14 protein-coding genes are annotated in these 19714 nt (G+C 72.7%); 1 reads left to right on the forward strand and 13 read right to left on the reverse strand.

Annotation, left to right across the window (positions count from 1 at the left end; genetic code table 11):
- Positions 1–20: 20 nt before the first annotated feature.
- The 13 genes from RAN62_RS33450 to RAN62_RS33510 form a co-directional block, all read right to left on the reverse strand.
- On the reverse strand, positions 21–1481 hold the full coding sequence (locus tag RAN62_RS33450; RefSeq protein WP_305788830.1) for an ATP-binding protein: 1461 nt from the start codon (positions 1479–1481) through the stop codon (positions 21–23).
- A 59-nt stretch (positions 1482–1540) separates the two neighbouring features.
- A complete protein-coding gene (pepN, locus tag RAN62_RS33455) occupies positions 1541–4057 on the reverse strand; it encodes an aminopeptidase N (protein WP_305788831.1) in 2517 nt (838 codons plus the stop codon).
- A gap of 64 nt (positions 4058–4121) precedes the next feature.
- On the reverse strand, positions 4122–4568 hold the full coding sequence (locus RAN62_RS33460; protein ID WP_305788832.1) for a GNAT family N-acetyltransferase: 447 nt from the start codon (positions 4566–4568) through the stop codon (positions 4122–4124).
- A gap of 60 nt (positions 4569–4628) precedes the next feature.
- Positions 4629–6125: a GTPase ObgE gene (gene obgE, locus RAN62_RS33465; RefSeq protein ID WP_305788833.1), complete on the reverse strand. Its 1497-nt coding sequence runs from the start codon at positions 6123–6125 to the stop codon at positions 4629–4631.
- A 199-nt stretch (positions 6126–6324) separates the two neighbouring features.
- Positions 6325–6591, reverse strand: coding sequence for a 50S ribosomal protein L27 (gene rpmA, locus RAN62_RS33470; RefSeq protein WP_305788834.1), 267 nt, complete (start codon positions 6589–6591; stop codon positions 6325–6327).
- A gap of 12 nt (positions 6592–6603) precedes the next feature.
- Positions 6604–6918 (reverse strand): 50S ribosomal protein L21, encoded by a 315-nt coding sequence (gene rplU / locus RAN62_RS33475; RefSeq protein ID WP_305788835.1) that lies wholly within the window; start codon positions 6916–6918, stop codon positions 6604–6606.
- 234 nt (positions 6919–7152) lie between these two features.
- A complete protein-coding gene (locus RAN62_RS33480) occupies positions 7153–7665 on the reverse strand; it encodes a hypothetical protein (protein ID WP_305788836.1) in 513 nt (170 codons plus the stop codon).
- Between the two features lie 164 nt (positions 7666–7829).
- On the reverse strand, positions 7830–11309 hold the full coding sequence (locus RAN62_RS33485; protein WP_305788837.1) for an Rne/Rng family ribonuclease: 3480 nt from the start codon (positions 11307–11309) through the stop codon (positions 7830–7832).
- Between the two features lie 211 nt (positions 11310–11520).
- On the reverse strand, positions 11521–12252 hold the full coding sequence (locus RAN62_RS33490; RefSeq protein WP_305788859.1) for a TIGR03936 family radical SAM-associated protein: 732 nt from the start codon (positions 12250–12252) through the stop codon (positions 11521–11523).
- Between the two features lie 174 nt (positions 12253–12426).
- Positions 12427–14388 carry a TIGR03960 family B12-binding radical SAM protein gene (locus RAN62_RS33495; RefSeq protein ID WP_305788838.1) on the reverse strand — a complete coding sequence of 654 codons (1962 nt, stop codon included), beginning with the start codon at positions 14386–14388 and terminating at the stop codon, positions 12427–12429.
- Between the two features lie 23 nt (positions 14389–14411).
- Positions 14412–14756, reverse strand: a complete 345-nt coding sequence (locus RAN62_RS33500; protein WP_305788839.1) for an STAS domain-containing protein — start codon at positions 14754–14756, stop codon at positions 14412–14414.
- The gene (locus RAN62_RS33505; RefSeq protein ID WP_305788840.1) at positions 14753–17227 is read right to left on the reverse strand and encodes a SpoIIE family protein phosphatase; all 2475 of its coding nucleotides are present in this window, start codon (positions 17225–17227) and stop codon (positions 14753–14755) included. The genes RAN62_RS33500 and RAN62_RS33505 overlap by 4 nt, the downstream gene beginning before the upstream one ends.
- Before the next feature lie 36 nt (positions 17228–17263).
- Entirely contained in the window at positions 17264–18055 is a 792-nt protein-coding gene (locus RAN62_RS33510) for an alpha/beta fold hydrolase (protein WP_305788841.1), read from the reverse strand.
- 637 nt (positions 18056–18692) lie between these two features.
- Between RAN62_RS33510 and RAN62_RS33515 the strand changes: the two genes are divergently transcribed.
- Positions 18693–19685 (forward strand): hypothetical protein, encoded by a 993-nt coding sequence (locus tag RAN62_RS33515; RefSeq protein WP_305788842.1) that lies wholly within the window; start codon positions 18693–18695, stop codon positions 19683–19685.
- The last annotated feature ends 29 nt before the right edge of the window (positions 19686–19714 follow it).

The raw sequence follows: 19714 nt of genomic DNA on the forward strand, positions 1-19714 counted from the left end.
AGCCCGGGAAAGGCGAAAGATCACTCGACCCCGTCCAGCCGCCGCCGCACGGCCGCCAGCAGATCCTCGGCCGTGAAAGGCTTCTCCAGCAGCGCGACCCCGGGATCGAGCGTCCCCTGCGACGCGAGCACCGGCTGCGCATACCCCGACATGAAAAGCACCCGCGTGTCCGGCCGAGCGTCGACCAGCCGCTCCGCCAGCTCGTTGCCCAGCATCCCCGGCATCACCACGTCGCTGACCAGCAGGTCGATCGCGCCCTCGTGCAGCGCGGCCAGCTCCAGCGCCTTGGGCCCGCCGTCCGCCGCCAGGACGTGATAACCGGCACCCGACAGGATCCGCCCGGCGACATCCCGCAGCGCCGTCTCGTCGTCCACCACGAGCAGCGTCTCCCCGTTCCCGGTCAGCCCGGACGACGAACCAGGCTCGGACGAAGGCGCGGAAGAAGAAGGAGAGGACGCGGTCGGGAACAGCACGGTCACCGTCGTACCCACCCCGGGCTCCGAGGCGATGCTCACACCCCCGCCCGCCTGCGTCACCATGCCGTGCACCGACGCCAGCCCCAAACCGGTCGCCTCGTGATTGGGCCGCGTCGTGAAGAACGGCTCGAAGGCCCGCTCGATGACGTCCGGCGTCATGCCCCGCCCGGAATCACACACCCGCAGCCGTACGTAGTCCCCGGGCGCCAGCTCCGGATGCTCGTCCTGGGCCAGGTGCGCCACCGCGGTGTCGATGACCAGGTTCCCGCCCGCGGGCATGGCGTCGCGCGCGTTGGCCGCCAGGTTGACCAGCAACTGCTCGAGCTGGCCGGGGTCGCAGCTGACCGGCGGCAGCTCCGCGGCGGGCCGGACGATCAGCCGGACACCGTCGCCGGCCGTGGCGCGGAGCTCCTCGGAGGCGGCCGCCACGGCCTCGTTGACGTCGAGCACCTGGGGCCTCGACACGTCCCGCCGCGCGAACTTGAGCAGCCGGTGCGTCAGCGCGGTTCCCCGCTCGCCCGCCTGAAGGACCTGCTTGGCGTCGGCGGCCATGACCGAGGCGTCGGGCTGCGGCGACTCGGCCTCCTCGATCACGAAGCTGGCGTAGTTCGTGATCACCCCGAGCAGGTTGTTGAAGTCGTGGGCCACGCCCCCGGCGAGCTGGCCGAGGGCCTCGAGCCGGCGCTGCCGCTGGGCGTGGACCTCGGCCCGGAGCGCCACCCGCTCGCTGACGTCGCGAATCACCATCACCGTCTGGTCGCCGACCGCGGCGAAGGAGACCTCGGCCGGGAACTCCGAGCCGTCGCGGCGCCGGCCCCGCGTCGAGGAGTGCGCCGAGATCACCATCTCGTCGACCGAGCGCCCGAGCAGGTCGGCCCGGGCGCGGCCGAAGACCTCCAGCGCCCGGTCGCCGGCCAGCACGATCCGCCGGTCCTGGCCGAGCACCAGGACCGCATCCGGAACGGCCGCCAGCAGCCCACCGGTCAGCGCGTCGGACCACTCCACTGCTCACCCCCGTCAGAACGAGGCTAACCGGTCCTCTCGGTCGTAAGTGCGCAATTCGATCAAGAGAGGCCCCGGGCGAGCAGTGCCCGCCGCACGTCGTCGTCGCCGTCGACCACGACCCGCCGCAGGATCGAGGAGGTGTCCCCCGCGGCCAGCAGCCCGGCCGCCAGCTCCCGGGTGCTCTCGGCCACCACCACCGACGGGTACGCCATCGTGGCGATCCGCTCCCCGCTCATCCCGCCCCGGCGCTCCAGCATGCCGGGCATCTCGGCGAAGTAGCGCGGAGCGTACGGGGCCACGAGCGCCAGGTGCTCGGGCTGCCAGAAGCCCTGCGCGGTCGCCTCGAGGATGCGGTTGGAGGCGTCCGGGTCGTTGATGACGAAGTCCCAGGCCCGCGCCTTGGCCTCCGCCGTCGGGATCGCCGCGCGGCACCGGGCGGCGGCCTGCTCGCCGAACGGGCTGCGGTCGGCCTCGTACTGCGCGTCGATGTCCTCGGGACCGGCGGCGCCCAGGATCGCGAGGCGGTAGACGATGAGCCAGCGCAGGTCGGTGTCGATCTCCAGGCCCTCGGGGACGTTCTCGCCGTCCAGCCAGCCCCGCAGCCGTACCGTGTCGGTCGTCGTGCCGATCAGGGCGCGCGCCGCCGCCAGCCGGATCGAGCCGCCGGGCTCGGCCACCGCGATCAGCCGGTCGCACGCCTGCGCCAGCATCTCGAGCGCGGCGGGCCGGGTCTCCGGCGTCGGATAGCGGTCGACCAGGCCGCGGGTCATCCGCAGCACGTCCTCGACGATGACGACCTCGCGCTCGACCGGCAGCGCGGCCAGCACCAGCGTGACCAGCTCGGCGACGGGCCGCTCGGCGTCGATGACCGCGTCCAGCATCGCGCTCCACAGCACCGCGCGGGCCAGCGAGTCGTCGAGCAGCGGCAGCAGCTGCGGCACGGCCTCCGCGGACGCCGGGTCCAGCCGGACCTTGGCATAGGTCAGATCGCCGTCGTTGACCAGCAGGAGGTCCGCCGCCGGCTCCCCGGTCAGGTCCGAGATGACGGTACGCCCCCCGTCCGCACCCGGATCCACGTCCACCTCGACGCGTCGCCGCAGCGTGACCGTCCCGTCCGTACCGTGGTCGTAGAGGCCGAGCCCCAGCTTGTGGGGCCGCAGCGTCGGATAGGCGTCCGGTGCCGTCTGGACGAGCGTGACCTGCGCATACGTGCCGTCATCGGCGCGCGTGACCTCGGCCCGCAGCGTGTTGACCTGGGCGCTGCGCAGCCACTGCTCGGCCCAGGCGCCCAGGTCCCGCCCGCTGGCCCGGGACACGGCGGCGAGCAGGTCGGCGAGGGTCGCGTTGCCGTAGGCGTGCGCCGTGAAGTGCTCGTTCAGCCCGGCCAGGAACGCCTTGTCCCCCACGTAGGCGACGAGCTGGCGCAGGACGGCGGCCCCCTTGGCGTACGAGATGCCGTCGAAGTTGAGCAGTGCGAGGTCGGTGTCGTCGACCTCCTCCGGGGCGACCGGATGCGTCGACGGCCGTTGGTCGGCGCGCAGTCCCCAGGCCTTGCGGTTCATGGCGAAGGTCGTCCAGGTGCCGGTGTACTTCGTCGCCTCGGCGGTGATGCGCGTGCCCAGGTACTCGGCGAACGACTCGTTGAGCCACAGGTCGTCCCACCACGCCATGGTCACCAGGTCGCCGAACCACTGGTGGGCCATCTCGTGCGCGATGACCATGGCCCGGCCCTCGAGCTCGCCCTCGGTGACGGCCGACCGGTAGATGAACTCGTCGCGGAAGACCACGATGCCCGGGTTCTCCATCGCGCCGAAGTTGAACTCCGACACGAACGCCTGGCCGTAGTGGCCGAACGGGTACCGGGTGTCGAAGATCTCGTGATAGCGGTCGAGGCACTGCTTGGTGACTGTGAAGATCTCCTCGGCCTGCGCGTCCAGATGCTCGGCGAGCGCCTGCCGGGCATAGAGCGCCAGCGGGATGCCGTCGTGGGAGTCCCGGCAGACGTGGTAGGGACCCGCGATCAACGAGACGAAGTACGTCGCCAGGGGCTCGGTGGTCGCGAACGTCCACCGCCCGTCCTTCGCCTCACCGGTCTGCTCGCCGTTGGCGGCCACGATCCAGTCGTCCGGCGCGGTCACCGCCAGCGTGACGGGCGCCTTGAGGTCGGGCTGGTCGAAGCACGGGAAGATGCGGCGGGCGCCGTCGAGGAACATGTGCGCATAGAGGTACGTACGCCCGTCCGCCGGATCGATCGAGCGGTGCAGGCCCTCACCGGTGTTCGAGTAGCGCATCTCGCCCTCGACCACGAGCTCGTTGGTGGCGGCGAGCCCGGTCAGCGCGAGCCGTTGGTCCGCCAGGGCCGAGGCGTCGACGGGCGTCCCGTTGAGCGTGGCCGACAGCAGACGCTCCGGCTCCAGCTCGACGAAGGTGGTGGCGCCCTCGGTGGCGGTGAAGGTGAGCACCGTACGGGAGCGGAAGGTGTCGCCCCCGCCGGTGAGGTCCAGGTCGACGGCGTACCCGGTGACAGTGACGGTGGCAGCCCGGGCGGTCGCCTCGGCGCGGGTCAGGCTCGGCATGCCGCTCATCATGCCGGGCGCGCCGGGTGCCGCTGCGACGCGACGCCCGCGTGGCGAAAAAGTCTCAGCCGGACGTTACAACGAGTGACTTCTCGAAGCAGACGCTCGACGGATTGCCGACATATTCCCCGTACGCGGGAATGGTCGCGTAGCCCGCCGACCGGTAGAGCGCGAGCGCCGCGGGGAGGTAGACGCCCGTCTCCAGGCGCAGCACCGGCCGCCCGGCCGCCAGCGCCTCCTCCTCCAGCGCGACGATCAGCTGCCGGCCGTAGCCGCGGCTGCGATAGGCCGGCCGCACGTACATGCGGGTCAGCTCGGCCGTGCGCTCGCCGAGCGGCCGCCACCCGGCACACGCCATGACCCGCCAGTCCTTGATGCCGACCAGGTACGAGGTGTCGTCGTGCAGCGAGTACGCCGCGAACTCCCGGCCGGCCTCCCTCAGCTCGCGCTGCTGGGCGGTGAGCAGAGCAGCCAGCTCGGCATCGTCGGCGGGCCGGGACTCGATCAGCATGTCCGTGACTCTAAGTGGCGTCCCTTTCCGGCGGGTTGCCGGAATCTCAACGGGAGCCCATCACTCCTCGTCGTCCTCGTCGTCCTCGACCAGGACCGGCTTGCTCGCCATGGAGAGCGTGGTGACCGTGCCGTCGTCGCTCATGTGCAGCAGCTCGTCGTCCGACCGGATCCGGCGCGCCTTGCGGGCCGCGAGGCGCTGCGCCGCGGTGGCCCGGCCGGTCGGCTCCTCGAGCCGGATGTCGGTGCCGCGCGGACCGGACACGTAGGCCCCGGCGTCCGGCTGCCAGTCGAACTCGTGCGTGCCGATGCGCACCGCGTCGCCGGGCTGCGCGCCCTTCTTGGCCAGCATCGCCTCGATGCCGAGCCGCTCGAGCCGGTCCGCGAGATAGCCGACGGCCTCGTCGTTGTCGAAGTTCGTCTGCTTGATCCAGCGCTCGACCTGGACGCCCCGGACGACCCACACGCCCTCGTCGTCCCGGTCCATGGTGAAGCCCTTCTCGTCCACCGCGCGCGGCCGGACAATTGCGCGGCTGGGCTCGGCGGGCGGCGCGGCGAGCCGGTTGGCCGCCACGGCCTCGGCCAGCGCGAAGATCAGCTCCTTGAGCCCCTCGCGCGTGACGGCACTCACCTCGAACACCCGGAAGCCCCGCGCCTCCAGGTCCGGGCGCACCATCTCGGCCAGGTCCCGCCCGTCCGGCACGTCGATCTTGTTGAGCGCGACCATCCGGGGACGGTCCTCCAGCCCCCCGTACGCGGCCAGCTCGGCCTCGATCGCCTCGAGGTCGGCGATCGGGTCCCGCTCGATCTCCAGCGCCGCCGAGTCGAGCACATGCAGGAGTACGGACGTCCGCTCGATGTGCCGCAGGAACTCCAGCCCCAGCCCCTTGCCGGTGGCCGCGCCCGGGATCAGGCCGGGCACGTCGGCGACGGTGAACGTGTGCTCGCCGGCCTGCACCACGCCCAGGTTCGGCACCAGCGTGGTGAACGGGTAGTCCGCGATCTTCGGCTTCGCCGCGGAGATCACCGAGATCAGCGAGGACTTGCCGGCCGACGGGAAGCCCACCAGCCCGACGTCGGCGACGCTCTTGAGCTCCAGGACGACGTCCATCGCGTCGCCCGGCTCGCCCAGCTCCGCGAAGCCGGGCACCTTGCGCCGCGTGTTGGCCAGCGACGCGTTGCCGCGCCCGCCCCGGCCGCCCCGCGCCACCTCGAACGTGGCGCCCTCGCCGATCAGGTCGGCCAGCACCTCGCCCTCGGGCGTCAGCACGACCGTGCCGTCCGGCACCTTGAGCACCAGATCGCCGCCGTTCGCGCCGTCCCGGTTGGCGCCCGCCCCGCCGCCGCCGTTGGTCGCCTTGATGTGCGGCCGGAAGTGGAAGTCGAGCAGCGTGTGCTGCTGCGGGTCCACGACCAGCGAGATCCCGCCGCCGTGCCCGCCGTTGCCCCCGTCGGGCCCGCCCAGCGGCTTGAACTTCTCCCGGCGCACGGAGACGCAGCCGTGGCCGCCGTCACCCGCCTGCAGGTGCAGCACAACCCGGTCGACGAACGTAGCCACCTGAACTCCCACTTCTGTCTCGCCCCCACGGGCGAATGTCTCGCCCGCGGGGCGAAGGATCATCGGCGGCGACATGTCGGAGGGTCACCGCTCCCCCGGGGGACAACCACATTGTCCCGGAAAAAATGCCAGCGGGCCGCGAACCCCTTCAGGGTCCACGGCCCGCTGAGACGCTGCGTCGCGGCGCCGGACGTCGGCCTTACTCGGCCGCGGCCCCGGCCGGCACGATGCTGACGGTCTTGCGACCGCGCGTGTGACCGAAGAGCACGTTGCCCGCGGCGAGCGCGAACAGCGTGTCGTCGCTGCCCCGGCCGACCAGGTCGCCCGGGTGGAACTTCGTGCCCCGCTGGCGGACGATGATCTCGCCGGCCTTGACCAGCTGGCCGCCGAACCGCTTCACCCCGAGCCGCTGGGCGGCGGAGTCACGGCCGTTACGCGAGCTGGAAGCACCCTTTTTGTGAGCCATGGCGGTTCGCCCCTACTTCCCGCTGGAGATGCCGGTCACCTTGACGCGGGTCAGCGGCTGACGGTGCCCCTGGCGCTTGTGGTATCCGGTCTTGTTCTTGAACTTGTGGATCCGGATCTTCGGACCCTTGGTGTGCTCGGCGATCTCGCCGGACACCACAACGTTGGCAAGCTTGGCCGCGTCGGTCACCAGGTTGTCACCGTCGACGAGGAGGACCGCGGCGAGGCTCAGCGAGTCGCCGGGCACACCCGCGAGCTTCTCGACCTCGATCACGTCGCCCTCGGCAACCTTGTACTGCTTGCCGCCGGTCTTGACGATCGCGTACATGAGACGCGGACTCCCTGAGACTTACGCAGCGATGCCGCTGCTTGGCGGATGGAACGGGGTCCCGGCGGGCTCATGGCGAAATCTCGCACAGAACCGGCTGCCTGGAACCGACGACGCCTGAAAAAGCGCCGCTGGACAGCTTACTTCATGACCGGGCCCGCACCCAAACCAGGGACAGCCCCGCCCGGAGCCGGGCCTGAGCGCCCGGCCGACCTGGTCAAGGATACCCGACGCTCAATCGGTGCCACACGCCTCGGCCAGGTCGTCCTGCAGGGCCGCCAGCGCGTCGGCGTCGAGCTTGCGGACGTCGCCCTTGAGCTTCGCGACCTGCTTGCCCATCCCGGACAGGGCCTGCTTGAGCTCCGGGTCATTGGCCAGCGAGGCCATGTCGACCAGCGCGTCCGAGTAGTTCTGCACGTCCCGGCTGGTCTTCTCCTTGGCCTGGGCGGCCGAGGCGGCATCCTTCGCCGACTCGGCGTCGATCAGGAGCTGGAGGTCGGCGACGAAGGTCTTGCCCGCCTCGGCCCCGACCCGGGCCGCCTGGTCACAGATCGCCTTCGAGTCGTCGGAAAGAGCCTTGTCACCCGCAGCCGCGTTCGAGGAAGACTCCGGGGCAGCGGAGGGCCCGGCTGCGGGCGAGACCCCCGCGCCGGGTGCGGATACCGTCGGCGCCGAGCCGGCGGAAGAGGAACAAGCGCCCAGCAGAACAACACTGGTCAGGGCAGCAGCGCACAACAGACGTCGCATGACGGTCTCCTCGCGGATCGGGGGATCCCGCGGCCGGGTGCGACATGGGGGATGCACCGAGCCGGGTCCCGCGAGGGTAGCGGAGATCGACCGGACGAGATGGCCCGGACCACCCAGCAGGACAAACCCGCTGGACGGCCCGGGCCGTCGGGCCTTGCTCTTCCTTACGGACGCGTACGCCGCCGCGAGCCGCTGCGACGGGACCGGCGCCGGCCCGCCCCGGCCCCGACCGGCTCGTCGTCGTCCTCGTCGTCCTCGTCGTCGCCGGCGGCATCGGGGTCGTCGGCGCCGGTGAGCTGCAGCGGCTCCGTCTCGCCCTCCTCCTCCGCCGGGTAGGAGCTGCCGTAGCGGGACAGGTCGTAGCCGCTGATGTCGTAGTCGTCGTCCGAGCTGTCGTTCTTGGTCAGCCGCGGCGCCGGCGAGATGATGCCCGACCCCGCCGGGTTGACGACCCCGGAGCCGATGACCCCCGAGCCGATGACCCCGGACGCCGGGGGCAGCCCGGCGACCTCGGCCGCGGGGTCTTCCGAGGTCAAGTCCGCAGGCTCGGGCGTGACGACGACCTCCGCGGGAACCGGGATCGGCGTCTCGTCGAAGACCGGCGCCGGGACACCGGAGTCGACCACGTCGGCGGCACCGGACGAGCCACCGCGGCGCCGGCGGGACTTGCCCGAGCTCTGCGGGGCAGGGGCGGCGGGCGCCGAGGCGGCCGCGGCGACGGCCTTGACCTGGCTGGCGGCGCCGTTGCCGTTGCCGTTCGAGCGCTTCTCCGGCACGGGCTCGGCGTGGATGACCACGCCGCGGCCCTTGCAGTGGTCACAGGTCTCGCTGAACGCCTCGAGCAGCCCGGAGCCGATCCGCTTGCGCGTCATCTGCACGAGCCCGAGCGAGGTGATCTCGGTGACCTGGTGCTTGGTCCGGTCGCGGCCCAGGCACTCGGTGAGGCGGCGGAGCACCAGCTCGCGGTTGCTCTCCAGCACCATGTCGATGAAGTCGATCACCACGATGCCGCCGAGGTCGCGCAGCCGGAGCTGGCGCACGATCTCCTCGGCCGCCTCGAGGTTGTTGCGGGTGACCGTCTCCTCGAGGTTGCCGCCCGCGCCGGTGTACTTGCCGGTGTTGACGTCGACGACGGTCATCGCCTCGGTGCGGTCGATCACCAGGTGGCCGCCGGAGGGCAGGAACACCTTGCGGTCGAGCGCCTTGAGGATCTGCTCGTCGATGCGCTTGTCGGCGAAGACGTCGGCGACGCCGGTGTGCCGGTGCAGCCGCTCGACCAGGTCCGGGGAGACCGAGTTCAGGTAGTTCTCGATCTCGCCGTACGCCTGGTCGCCCTGGACGATCAGCTCGCGGAAGTCCTCGTTGAAGAGGTCCCGGACGACCCGGATGACCAGGTCGGGCTCCTCGGAGAGGGCGACCGGCGCGTGGCCCTGGGCCGCCTTCGCCTGGATGTCCTCCCACTGGGCCTGCAGCCGCTTGACGTCGCGGGCGAGCTCGTCCTCGCTGGCGCCCTCGGCCGCCGTGCGCACGATCACGCCGGCGCCGTCGGGGACGAGCTTCTTGAGGACGTCGCGCAGCCGCTTGCGCTCGGTGTCGGGCAGCTTGCGGCTGATCCCGGACGCATTGCCATGGGGTACGTACACCAGGTGCCGGCCGGACAGCGCGATGTGGCTGCTCAGCCGGGCGCCCTTGTGCCCGATCGGGTCCTTGGTGACCTGGACGAGCACGGAGTCGCCGGAGCGCAGCGCCTGCTCGATGGAGCGGGAGCGCCCCTCGAGCCCGGTCGCGTCCCAGTTGACCTCGCCCGCATAGAGCACCGCGTTGCGGCCCCGGCCCACGTCGACGAACGCCGCCTCCATGCTCGGCAGCACGTTCTGCACCTTGCCGAGGTAGACGTTGCCGACCATCGTGCCGGAGGTGACCCGGGACACGTAGTGCTCGACCAGGATGCCGTCCTCGAGCACGGCGATCTGGGTCCGGTCGGGCTTCTGCCGCACGACCATCACCCGGTCGACCGCCTCGCGGCGGGCCAGGAACTCCGACTCGCTCAGGATCGGCGGCCGCGTGCGCCGCTGCTCCCGGCCGTCCCGGCGGCGCTGGCGCTTGGCCTCGAGCCGGGTCGAACCGGAGACGCCCTGCACCTCGTCCGACGTGCGCCGGGGCTCGCGCACCCGCACGACGGTGTGCACGCCGTCCTCGACGCCGCCGGTCTCGGTGTCGCCCGAGCCCTTGCGACGGCGGCGGCGCCGGCGGCGGGTGACCCCGTCGCCCTCGTCGCCCTCGCTGTCGTCGGCCTCGGCGTCCGCGCTCTCGTCGGACTCCGCCTCGCCCTCGGCGTCGGTGGCCTCGTCGCCCTCGTCGGCGGGACCCTTGCCCCGCCCGCGGCCCCGGCGGCCCCGGCGCCGGCGACGGCGGCCACCCGCCTCGTCGTCCTCGTCGTCGTCGACGCCGTCCTCGACGTCGTCCGAGGTCTCGTCGACCTCGTCGACCGCCGGCTCGGCGCTCTCCACCGGCTCGGCCACGGTGGCCTCGTCGGCCTCCGCGGCAGCGCCCCGGCGACGGCGACGGCTGCGCCGCCCGGTCTCCACCGGCTCCTCGACGGGAGCGGCGACGGACTCGGCCTCCGGCGCCTCGGCCGGCTCGGCACTGCCGGCGGCCCGGTCAACGGCGCTGTCGACGGCCCGGCCGGCGGTGCCGGCGGCGGCCTCGACCGGCGCGACGGCCTCGACGGCGGGCACGGCGGCCTGACCCCGGCGGGTGCGCCGGCTCGCGGGAGCGGGCGCCGGCTCGGTGGTCGCCTCCGGCGGCATGAAGAGTACGGCCGGGGGCAGCGCAGCCGCCCGCCGGCGCCGCTTGGGCGCGGGCTCCTCCTCGACGAAGTCGTCGTCCAGCGGCAGCACCCCGATGACGGTGACACCCTCCTCGGGCGTCTCCTCCTCGTCCTCGGCCGGCACCTCGGCGACGGGCTCCTCGACGGCGGCAGGCCCCGCCCCGGCCGGCGCGGCATCAGCGGCCGGGCCGGAAGCATTGACCGAGTCGGCGGCAGCCGCAGCCGGCTCGGAGGTGGAGGCAGCGGGCGTCTCGTCCACCGGAGCGGCGGCCTTCTTCCGGGCCCGGCTCCGCGTGGCCTTCTTCGCCGGAGCAGGCGCGGCGGCCGCGTCCGAAGCAGCGGTCGCGTCCGAAGCAGCGGTCGCGTCCGAAGCAGCGGTCGCGTCCGAGGCGGCAGGAGCGGCATCCGGCGCCACCGACGTCGCCCCGGCGACCGGCTCGGCGTCGCTCAGCAGGCTCTCGGCCACGGCGGCCGGGTTCTCCGCCACGGGCGTGATCTGCCCCGAGGCAGCCCCGTCGTCCAGCCCCGGCAACGGGGCCTCGGCGGCCGGGACAGCCTTTTTCCGGGCCCGGCTCCGCGTGGCCTTCTTCACAGGAGCGGCGGGCGCCTCCCCTGCCTCCCCGGCCGGAGCGGCCGTGGCATCCCCGGCGCCCGGAGCGCCGGGGGCATCCCCGGCCGGGGGCGCCGCGGCTGCGGCGGCCTTCCGGCGCGGGGCCCGCTTGCGCGCGGGAGTGGTCGTGCTGTCGGCGGCGTCCGCGGGAGGAGGAGTGAGGGCCTCGTCCCGTTCACCGCCCTGTGGCTCGTTATCGAGCATGGGGCGCTCTCCAGTTCTGGCGGCCCCGGGCGCGGGTGAGCGCTGCCACGCAGGGTCGCCGCAAGTTTTTCGGTCCCGGCCCTCGTCGGACGGGCTGCCGAAGTCTGCCGGCCTGAGCGCCCGCCGGGGTCCGGCTGACGCTCACAGCGCCGGCCGAAGATCGACTGGCGCTGACCGATGGGTTCCCAGCGTGGGCGCGGGCCGAAACCAGCTAGCGCCCGACGACAGGTGCGTCCACGCGATCCGCGTCGAGCGGATCGACGATCTCCCCCTGCGCAGTGAGCAGGCCCTGGGCCAGCCGGGTCACCCGTGGGGGCACCGGCGGCTCCAGGCCGGCCACCACACGCAGGCCGGACAGGACGTCATCGGGTCGCACGGCGGGAGTGACCTGCCGCACGACAAGGTCGATTATCGCACACGGTGCCGCCGTCGCCCCGGAAGGTGCGTCAGACTCCTTGGTCACAACGAACGACGCAACCGGATTTCGGGCGTCGAACGACCGCCGGCCCTGCTTGGTCATGCGCTCGACCAGCACTTCGTCGGCTGCGAGGAAGGCGGCGACGGCGGCTTCGGCCCGCTCGGACGACACCTGCGGCAGCTCGAGCCGCCACGCGGACGCGTCGATCCGGTCGGCCAGGCTGCCCGATCCCTCCGGCGCGATCACGGCGTCGAGCACGTCGAGACCGGCTGAGAGCGCGGCGTCGAGCGCCACGACCAGCTGCGCCGGGTCCACGGGCGCTTGGAGGCCGATCTCCAGGTACTCGGCCTCGCTGCCGACGCCGGTGGGCGCCGCGGAGGCGTACGAAATCTTGGGGTGGGGGGTGAAGCCCTGGGAGAACGCGATCGGGACGCCCGCGCGCCGCAGCGACCGCTCGAAGGCCCGGGCGAAGTCGCGGTGCGACGTGAACCGCAGGGGGCCGCGCTTCGCATAGCGGAGCCTGATCCGCTGAACGACCGGAGCCTGGCCCCCGGGGGGCTGATTCTTCGGAGCGATGACGAAGTCCTTAGAAAGCGCCCCGCGCGGACCCCGGCCCGCGCGAAGGACAACGGTGGATGCGCGCTCGCGCAAAATCAAGCACAGCCCGCGCGGACCTGGGAGAACGGCCCGCGCGGGACCTCAGTGCGTGTGAGCCGGCGCCGACGGCATGCGCAGCCCGCCGACCGGGGTGAGCGGCAGCAGCTTCTGGCCGGTGGGCCCGATCTGGATCTCGGTGTCCATCGACGGGCACACGCCGCAGTCGAAGCACGGCGTCCACCGGCAGTCGTCCTGCTCGAACTCGGTCATCGAGTCCTGCCAGTCCTGCCAGAGCCAGTCCTTGTCCAGGCCCGAGTCCAGGTGGTCCCAGGGCAGCACCTCGAGCTGCTCACGCTCGCGGGTCGTGAACCAGTCGAGGTCGACGCCGAAGGCCGGCAGGACCTCGTCGGCGGCCTCGACCCACCGGGCGTAGGAGAAGTGCTCGGACCAGCCGTCGAAGCGGCCGCCCTTGTCCCAGACCCGCTTGATGACCTTGCCGACCCGGCGGTCGCCCCGCGAGAGCAGGCCCTCGATCAGCGAGGGCTCGCCGTCGTGGTAGCGGTAGCCGATGGCGCGGCCCAGCGAGCGGTCGCTGTTGATCTCTTGCTTGAGCATCTTCAGCCGGTTGTCGATGACCTCGGGCCGCTCCATGGCCGCCCACTGGAACGGGGTGTGCGGCTTGGGCACGAACCCGCCGATCGATACCGTGCAGCGGATGTCCTTGGTGCCCGCGGCGATCCGGCCGGCCTTGATGACCTCGTGGGCCATGCGGCCGATCTGGAGCACGTCCTCGTCGGTCTCGGTGGGCAGGCCGCACATGAAGTAGAGCTTGACCTGGCGCCAGCCGTTGGAATAGGCCGTGACCACCGTGCGGATCAGGTCCTCCTCGGTCACCATCTTGTTGATGACCTTGCGGATGCGCTCCGAGCCGCCCTCGGGGGCGAAGGTCAGGCCGGTACGCCGCCCGTTGCGCGACAGCTCCTGCGCGAGATCGATGTTGAAGGCGTCCACGCGGGTCGACGGCAGCGACAGCGAGACGTTCGTGTCCGCGTACTGCTCGGCCAGCCCCGAGCACATGTCGCCGATCTCGGAGTGGTCGGCGCTGGACAGCGAGAGCAGGCCCACCTCGGAGAAGCCGGAGAACTCCAGGCCCTCCTTGACCATCTGACCGACCGTGGTGATCGAGCGCTCGCGGACCGGCCGCGTGATCATGCCGGCCTGGCAGAAGCGGCAGCCTCGCGTGCACCCGCGGAAGATCTCCACCGCGTAGCGCTCGTGGACCGTCTCGGCCAGCGGCACCAGCGGCTTCTTCGGGTACGGCCACGCGTCGAGGTCCATCGTCGTGCGCTTGTTGACCCGGAACGGGACGTCCGGGCGGTTCGGCACGACGCGCTGGATCCGGCCGTCGGGCAGGTAGTCGACGTCGTAGAAGCGCGGGACGTAGATGCTCTCGGTCCGGGCCAGACGCAGCAGCAGCTCGTCCCGGCCGCCGGGGCAGCCCTCCGCCTTCCACTCGCGGATGATGCCGGTGATCTCGAGCACCGCCTCCTCGCCGTCGCCGAGCACGGCGGCGTCGATGAAGTCGGCGATGGGCTCCGGGTTGAAGGACGCGTGCCCGCCGGCGAGCACGATCGGGTCCTCGTCGGTGCGGTCGGCGCTCTCCAGCGGGATGCCGGCCAGGTCGAGGGCGGAGAGCATGTTCGTGTAGCCGAGCTCGGTGGCGAACGACAGCCCCAGCACGTCGAAGGCCCGCACGGGGCGGTGCGCGTCGACGGTGAACTGCGGGACGCCGTTCTCCTTCATCAGCGCCTCGAGGTCGGGCCACACCGCGTAGGTGCGCTCGGCCAGCACGTCGGGCTGCTCGTTGAGCACCTCGTAGAGGATCTGGACGCCCTGGTTGGGCAGGCCGACCTCGTACGCGTCCGGGTACATGAGCGCCCAGCGCACGGTCGTGGCGTCCCAGTCCTTGACGACGGCACCGAGCTCGCCGCCCACGTACTGGATCGGCTTGCTGACCAACGGCAGCAGCTGTTCGAGCTGTGGGAAGACGGAGGGGAGGCTCATGGGCATCCAGGGTACGCGGGTTCCTACGAAACCTCGTTCGCGGCCCTGTCCAAGTCCGTGCTCATGAGGTCGTCGCGGAACGCGCACAGCTGGAGGGTCATCCGGGCGGCCCCGGTCTCCCCGACGACCAGCCGGATCGGGGTGCCCGACCGGTCCAGGTCGCCGACCAGCGAGTCGAGCAGCCGCACCCCGGCGCTGTCCAGGAACGAGACGGCGGTGAGGTCGATGAGCACCCCGGCGCCGCTGTGCCCGGTCCGGCGCTGGATCTCCCGGCCGATCTCCGGGGCGTTGGCCAGATCGATCTCGCCGGCCAGCCGGACCAGCTCGGTCCGGCCCAGCCGGGCGAATGTGACCCATTCCTCGGTCATCGCGCCCTCCGCCGGGTCCGCCGCATCGTCACCGTTGTCCCCTCCGCGCGGTCGAAGGTCACCTGGTCCATCACCTGACGGATCAGCTGCAACCCCCGCCCGCGCGCCACGTCCTGCTCGGACGCCTTCCAGTTGCCCCGGTCCGTGACCTTCACCTCGACGGTGTCGGCGGTCACGGTCGCCGTCACGTCGACGATGCCGAACGGGTCGTCGCGATAGCCGTGCTCGATCGCGTTCGCCACCGCCTCCGAGCAGGCCAGCAACACGGCCTGGGTGCTCTCGCCGTCGACCTGGTGCGAGGTCAGCCAGCCGCGCAGGTCCTTGCGGAGCAGCGCGATCTGCACCGGGTCGGCGCCGATCGAGCGTTCCATCCGCTCCTCGGTGCCCAGCGCGAGGCAGAGCAGGCACACGTCGTCGGCGTGCTCCTTGCCGACCAGCGACTCGGCCAGCCCGGCGGTCAGGCCCGGCAGCGGGGCGTCGCGGCGCCCGGCGTACGTGCGCGCCAGCACCTCGAAGCCCTTGTCGATGCGCCGGTTGCGCCGCTCGATCAGCCCGTCGGTGTAGAGCAGCAGGCGACTGCCGGCGGGCAGCTGCGCGCGGTGCTCGACCCGGGCGGTGCGCCCCGCGCGGGAGCCGAGGGCACCGGACCGGCCGTCGAGCAGGTAGCGCGGCGAGTCGCCCGGCTCGGCCAGCAGCGGGGGCAGGTGACCCGCGCAGGCGTACGTCATCTCGCTGCTCTTGAGGTCGATCTCGCAGTAGGCCAGCGTGGCCATGCGCGCCGACTCCACGCGGTCGACGAACCGGTCGAGGCGCTCCAGCAGCCGGGCCGGGCCCGCCTCGGCCGACGCCAGGGCGCGGATGGCGCTGCGCAGCTGGCCCATGGTCGTCGCCGCGTCGATGCCCCGGCCCACGACGTCGCCGACCACCACGGCCAGCTTGTCCGGGGTGATGAGGAAGGCGTCGTACCAGTCGCCGCCGACCTCGAGATCGTGCGCGGCCGCCTGGTAGTGGGTCTCGACCGCGAAGCGCGGATCGGTGGGCAGGTCACCGGCGAGCAGGCTGCGCTGCAACGTCCGCGCGATGGCCCGCTCCTGCTCGTAGAGCCGGGCGTTCTCCAGCGCGAGCCCGGCGCGATCGGCCAGGTCGTGCAGGAACTGCGCCTCCGCGGCCGCCGTACGCCGCCCCGGCGCCATCCGCAGCGCCAGCGTCCCGAGCACCTTGCCGCCGGCCGTCAGCGGCAGCACGGCACAGTCGGGATCGGGCCCGTCGTCGGTGAGCTGGGGCGCGCCTCCGGCGACGACCGTGGCGACCCGCTCGGCGAGCCGCTCGGGGTCGGGACCCGGGCCGCCGGCCTCGGCCAGCAGACCGGCCGGGCCCACCTGCAGCCGGACGGCCGCCCACTCGGCGACGTCCGGCACGATCCGCTCGACCAGGCGGTGGGCCCGGGGCATGAGCCGCGGGATCTCCTCGAGCGCCCGGGTCGTGCCGGCGAGGAAGATGGCCCGCTCCTCGCGGCGGCGCGCGTCGTCGTAGAGCCGGGCGCGGTCCAGCGCCTGACCCGCCTGGTGCCCGAGGAGGCGTACGACCCGCAGCTCGCTGTCGGTCAGCCCGCGCTGCTCCGCGAAGCCGAAGCTCAGCACGCCCAGCACCTCGGCGCCGATCGTCTCGCCGGCGAAGCCCGTGGTCAGCGGGAGCAGCACGGCAGTCCGGCAGCCGGTGCGGCGCATCGCGGCGGCCAGCTCCGGGAACTCCACCTCGGCCTCGGCCCGGGTGGCGAAGACGTGCAGGTCGCCGCGGCGGGCGACCTCGGCGACCGGGCGGGTGGCGCTGGTCGGGATGTCGTCCGGGGCCGGACCGCCGGGATCCGTGCTGGCCACGGCGTTGAGCTGCGCGCGGTCGGGGTCGACGAGCCACACGCTGCTGTGGCCGGCGCCGAAGGCCAGGCCCGGCGCGCGGACGACGGCCTCGGCGACCTCGGTCGCGGTCGGCGCCGCCGCCAGGTCGGCCACCACCTGTTGCAGGGCGCGGACCCGCTGCTCGGACGACTCGGCCGCGTGGCGGGCGGCGAGGAGCTCCTTCTCGTAGCCCCGGCGCTCGGTGGCATCGAAGATCGTGGTGCGGACGGCCCGCGGCGAGCCGCCCGGGTCCCGGCCGAGGACCGAGTTGACCAGGGTGGACAGCCGCCGGCCGTCCGCGCAGACCACGTCGAAGGCGACCTCGTGCACATCGCCCTGCATGGACAGCAGCGGCGCGTAGTGGGTCTCGTACCAGATCTTGTCGCCCGGGCTCAGCAGGTCGCGGAAGCGCCTCCGTCCGACCAGGTCGGCCCGGTCGTAACCGGTCCAGGCCAGGAACGTCTCGTTGACCCGGACGATCGTGCCGTCCGGCAGCGTCGTCAGATAGCCGCACGGGGCGTGTTCGTAGAGGTCACCCGGATCCTCGTCCCAGGGCACGCGCAGATCCTGCGTCACGTCGGGAACGTCACCGCCGCTCTCGGTCATGGTGATTTACAGGTACGCCTTGATCGCCGCGACCGTCTCGTCGGGCGCGCTGAGGTTGGGACAGTGGCCGGTCGCGTTCATGGCCACCAGTGTGCTCCCCTCCAGATGGTCGTGAACATAGTCACCGACGACCGCCGGGGCGATCACGTCGTCGGCACACTGCAGGATCAGCGCCGGCACCCGGAGCTTGTGCAGGTCCGGCCGATTGTCCGAGAGGAACGTCACGCGCGCGAACTTCTTGGCGATGACCGGGTCGGTGGCGCAGAAGCTGTTGGTCAGCTCCTCGCCCAGCTCCGGCCGCTCCGGGTTGCCCATGATGACCGGCGCCATCGCGGTCGACCAGCCCAGATAGTTGCTGTCCAGGGACACCAGCATCTGCTCGATGTCGTCCCGGCCGAAGCCCCCGACATAGTCGACGTCGTCGATGTAGCACGGCGACGGGCCGATGAGGACGAGCTTGCGGAAGCGGTCGGGCTCGCGGATCGCGGCCAGCACGCCGACCATGGCGCTGACCGAGTGCCCGACGAAGTCCACGTCGCGCAGGTCGAGGTCGTGGATGATCTCCAGCACGTCGGAGGCGTACCCCTCGAGCGAGGAGTAGCGCTCGTCGTCGTACGCGCGAAGATCGGACTTGCCCGCGCCGACATGGTCGAAGCGGATCACGCGGTGCGACTCCTCGAACGCGGGCGCCACGAAGCGCCACATGTTCTGATCGCATCCGTACCCGTGCGCGAGCAGCATCGGACGGCCCTCCGGCCGCCCCGTCACCCTGATGGCGTGTCGCTGAGTCGTGTTCATGTCCGGATCACCACCGGGTCACCATACGACTCCGCTCGGTCTCGCACATCGCCCCCTCTGTCCGTCGCCCGCGGACATTTCCCACGCGAGAAAAACGACGTTCCGGTGTCACGCTCGTCGATCATCGACGCCCGTCGCGGCCGGGGGACTGGCGCACCCGCCGTAACCTGGGCGGGAGCCACCGCGTGCCGATCATGGAGGGAGATCACCGGATGGACCGCCCGGATCCCGCGCGCCCGGCCGGGGACGAGCCCGCCGCTCCCCCGGCCGACGAGACGACCGCAGGCCTCACCGAAGACAATTCCGGCGGTACGCCCGAAGCCGCGCCGTCCCCGCCCGAAGCGGCCACCGCGCCGGTCCCGCCCACCGCTCCTGAGTCCGCCGCTCCCGAGTCCGCCACCGCGCCGGTCTCGCCCGCCGCTCCCGAGTCCCCCACCGCGCCGGTCCCGCCCGCCGTCGCCGAACCGCCGACCGCGCCGGAGTCCCCGCAGCGCTGGAGCGGCTCGGCCGCCGTCCCGGCCCCGCAGCCGAAGAAGTCCCGCTGGTCCCGTCGGCGCCCGGACGCACCCCAGCCCCCGCCGCCCGCCGACCCGTGGGCCGGCACCGAGGACTGGTCCCACACCCCGCCGGTCGACCCGTGGGCCGATCACGACACCCCCTCGACGTCTTCGAGCCCTTCCCGGAGGCCCTCCCCCCGACCCGCATCGACGCCCCGCCCGCACCCGCCACCCCCGCGTCCGCCGCCGGCCCGGCCCCGCTGCCGCCCACCCGCGTCGACCCACCCGCCGCGCCGACACCCACCCGCGTCGACCCACCGGCCGCCCCGCAGCCGCCCGCCGCGCCCGCGTCTCCCAGTACGAAGAGCGCACCGCCGGCCAAGCGCGGTTTCTTCCAACGCCGCGCGAAGACCCCCCAACCCGCCACCAACCGCGTCCCGGTCCAACCGCGCACCGCATCCCCGGCCCGCCCGCAACCACCGGCCCGCCCGCTGCCCCCGGGCTACGCCCAGCGCGCCCAGCCGAAGAACCCCCCGAAGCCGAGACGCAAGCGCCGCTGGGGCCGCCGCCTCCTCGCCTTCACCCTGCTGAGCGCCCTCTGCTGCTGCGGCGTCCCGGCCTACTTCGCCTGGCCCGCCGCCCAGCAATATCCGGTGACCGCCGCCCTCCCCCAGACGATCGCCGACCTCGACCTGCGCGACACCGACACCACTCGCAAGGCCCTCGACCGCCTCACCGGCCAGCTGAGCGGCACCGCTCTCGTCGGCGGCAGCGACCCGTTCGCCGGGGTCTACGCCGACGGCAACGGCAAGCGCGTGACGGTCTTCGGCTCGACCGGCTTCCGGCTGACCCCGGAGTCCGACGTCGAGGACCAGCTCGCGAAGCTCAGCGACGAGTTCTCGCTGTCGGAGATCGCCTCCTACGACCTCGGCGTCACCGGGGCCCACGAGCGCTGCGGCGTCGGGCGGTCCGGCGACAGCGGGGTGGTCGTCTGCGCGTGGGCCGACCACGGGAGCCTGGCGGCGGCCATCTTCACCCGGCGGGCGGAGGACGAGAGCGCCGACCTCACCGCCGTCCTGCGCGAGCAGATCCTGACCCCGCGCTGGGGCGGCGAGATCTCCTCGATCCTCTGATCTTCGGGCCAACCCCGGACATCAAGCGG

This window comes from Symbioplanes lichenis, from assembly GCF_030709675.1.
GTDB lineage: Bacteria > Actinomycetota > Actinomycetes > Mycobacteriales > Micromonosporaceae > Actinoplanes > Actinoplanes lichenis.

Coding starts and splice junctions, on each gene's coding strand:
- RAN62_RS33500 (WP_305788839.1), bottom strand. CDS start 14,756: ATGACCGAGGAATGGGTCACATTCGCCCGGCTGGGCCGGACCGAGCTG.
- RAN62_RS33510 (WP_305788841.1), bottom strand. CDS start 18,055: ATGAACACGACTCAGCGACACGCCATCAGGGTGACGGGGCGGCCGGAG.
- rpmA (WP_305788834.1), bottom strand. CDS start 6,591: ATGGCTCACAAAAAGGGTGCTTCCAGCTCGCGTAACGGCCGTGACTCC.
- rplU (WP_305788835.1), bottom strand. CDS start 6,918: ATGTACGCGATCGTCAAGACCGGCGGCAAGCAGTACAAGGTTGCCGAG.
- RAN62_RS33485 (WP_305788837.1), bottom strand. CDS start 11,309: ATGCTCGATAACGAGCCACAGGGCGGTGAACGGGACGAGGCCCTCACT.
- pepN (WP_305788831.1), bottom strand. CDS start 4,057: ATGCCGAGCCTGACCCGCGCCGAGGCGACCGCCCGGGCTGCCACCGTC.
- RAN62_RS33460 (WP_305788832.1), bottom strand. CDS start 4,568: ATGCTGATCGAGTCCCGGCCCGCCGACGATGCCGAGCTGGCTGCTCTG.
- RAN62_RS33480 (WP_305788836.1), bottom strand. CDS start 7,665: ATGCGACGTCTGTTGTGCGCTGCTGCCCTGACCAGTGTTGTTCTGCTG.
- RAN62_RS33495 (WP_305788838.1), bottom strand. CDS start 14,388: ATGAGCCTCCCCTCCGTCTTCCCACAGCTCGAACAGCTGCTGCCGTTG.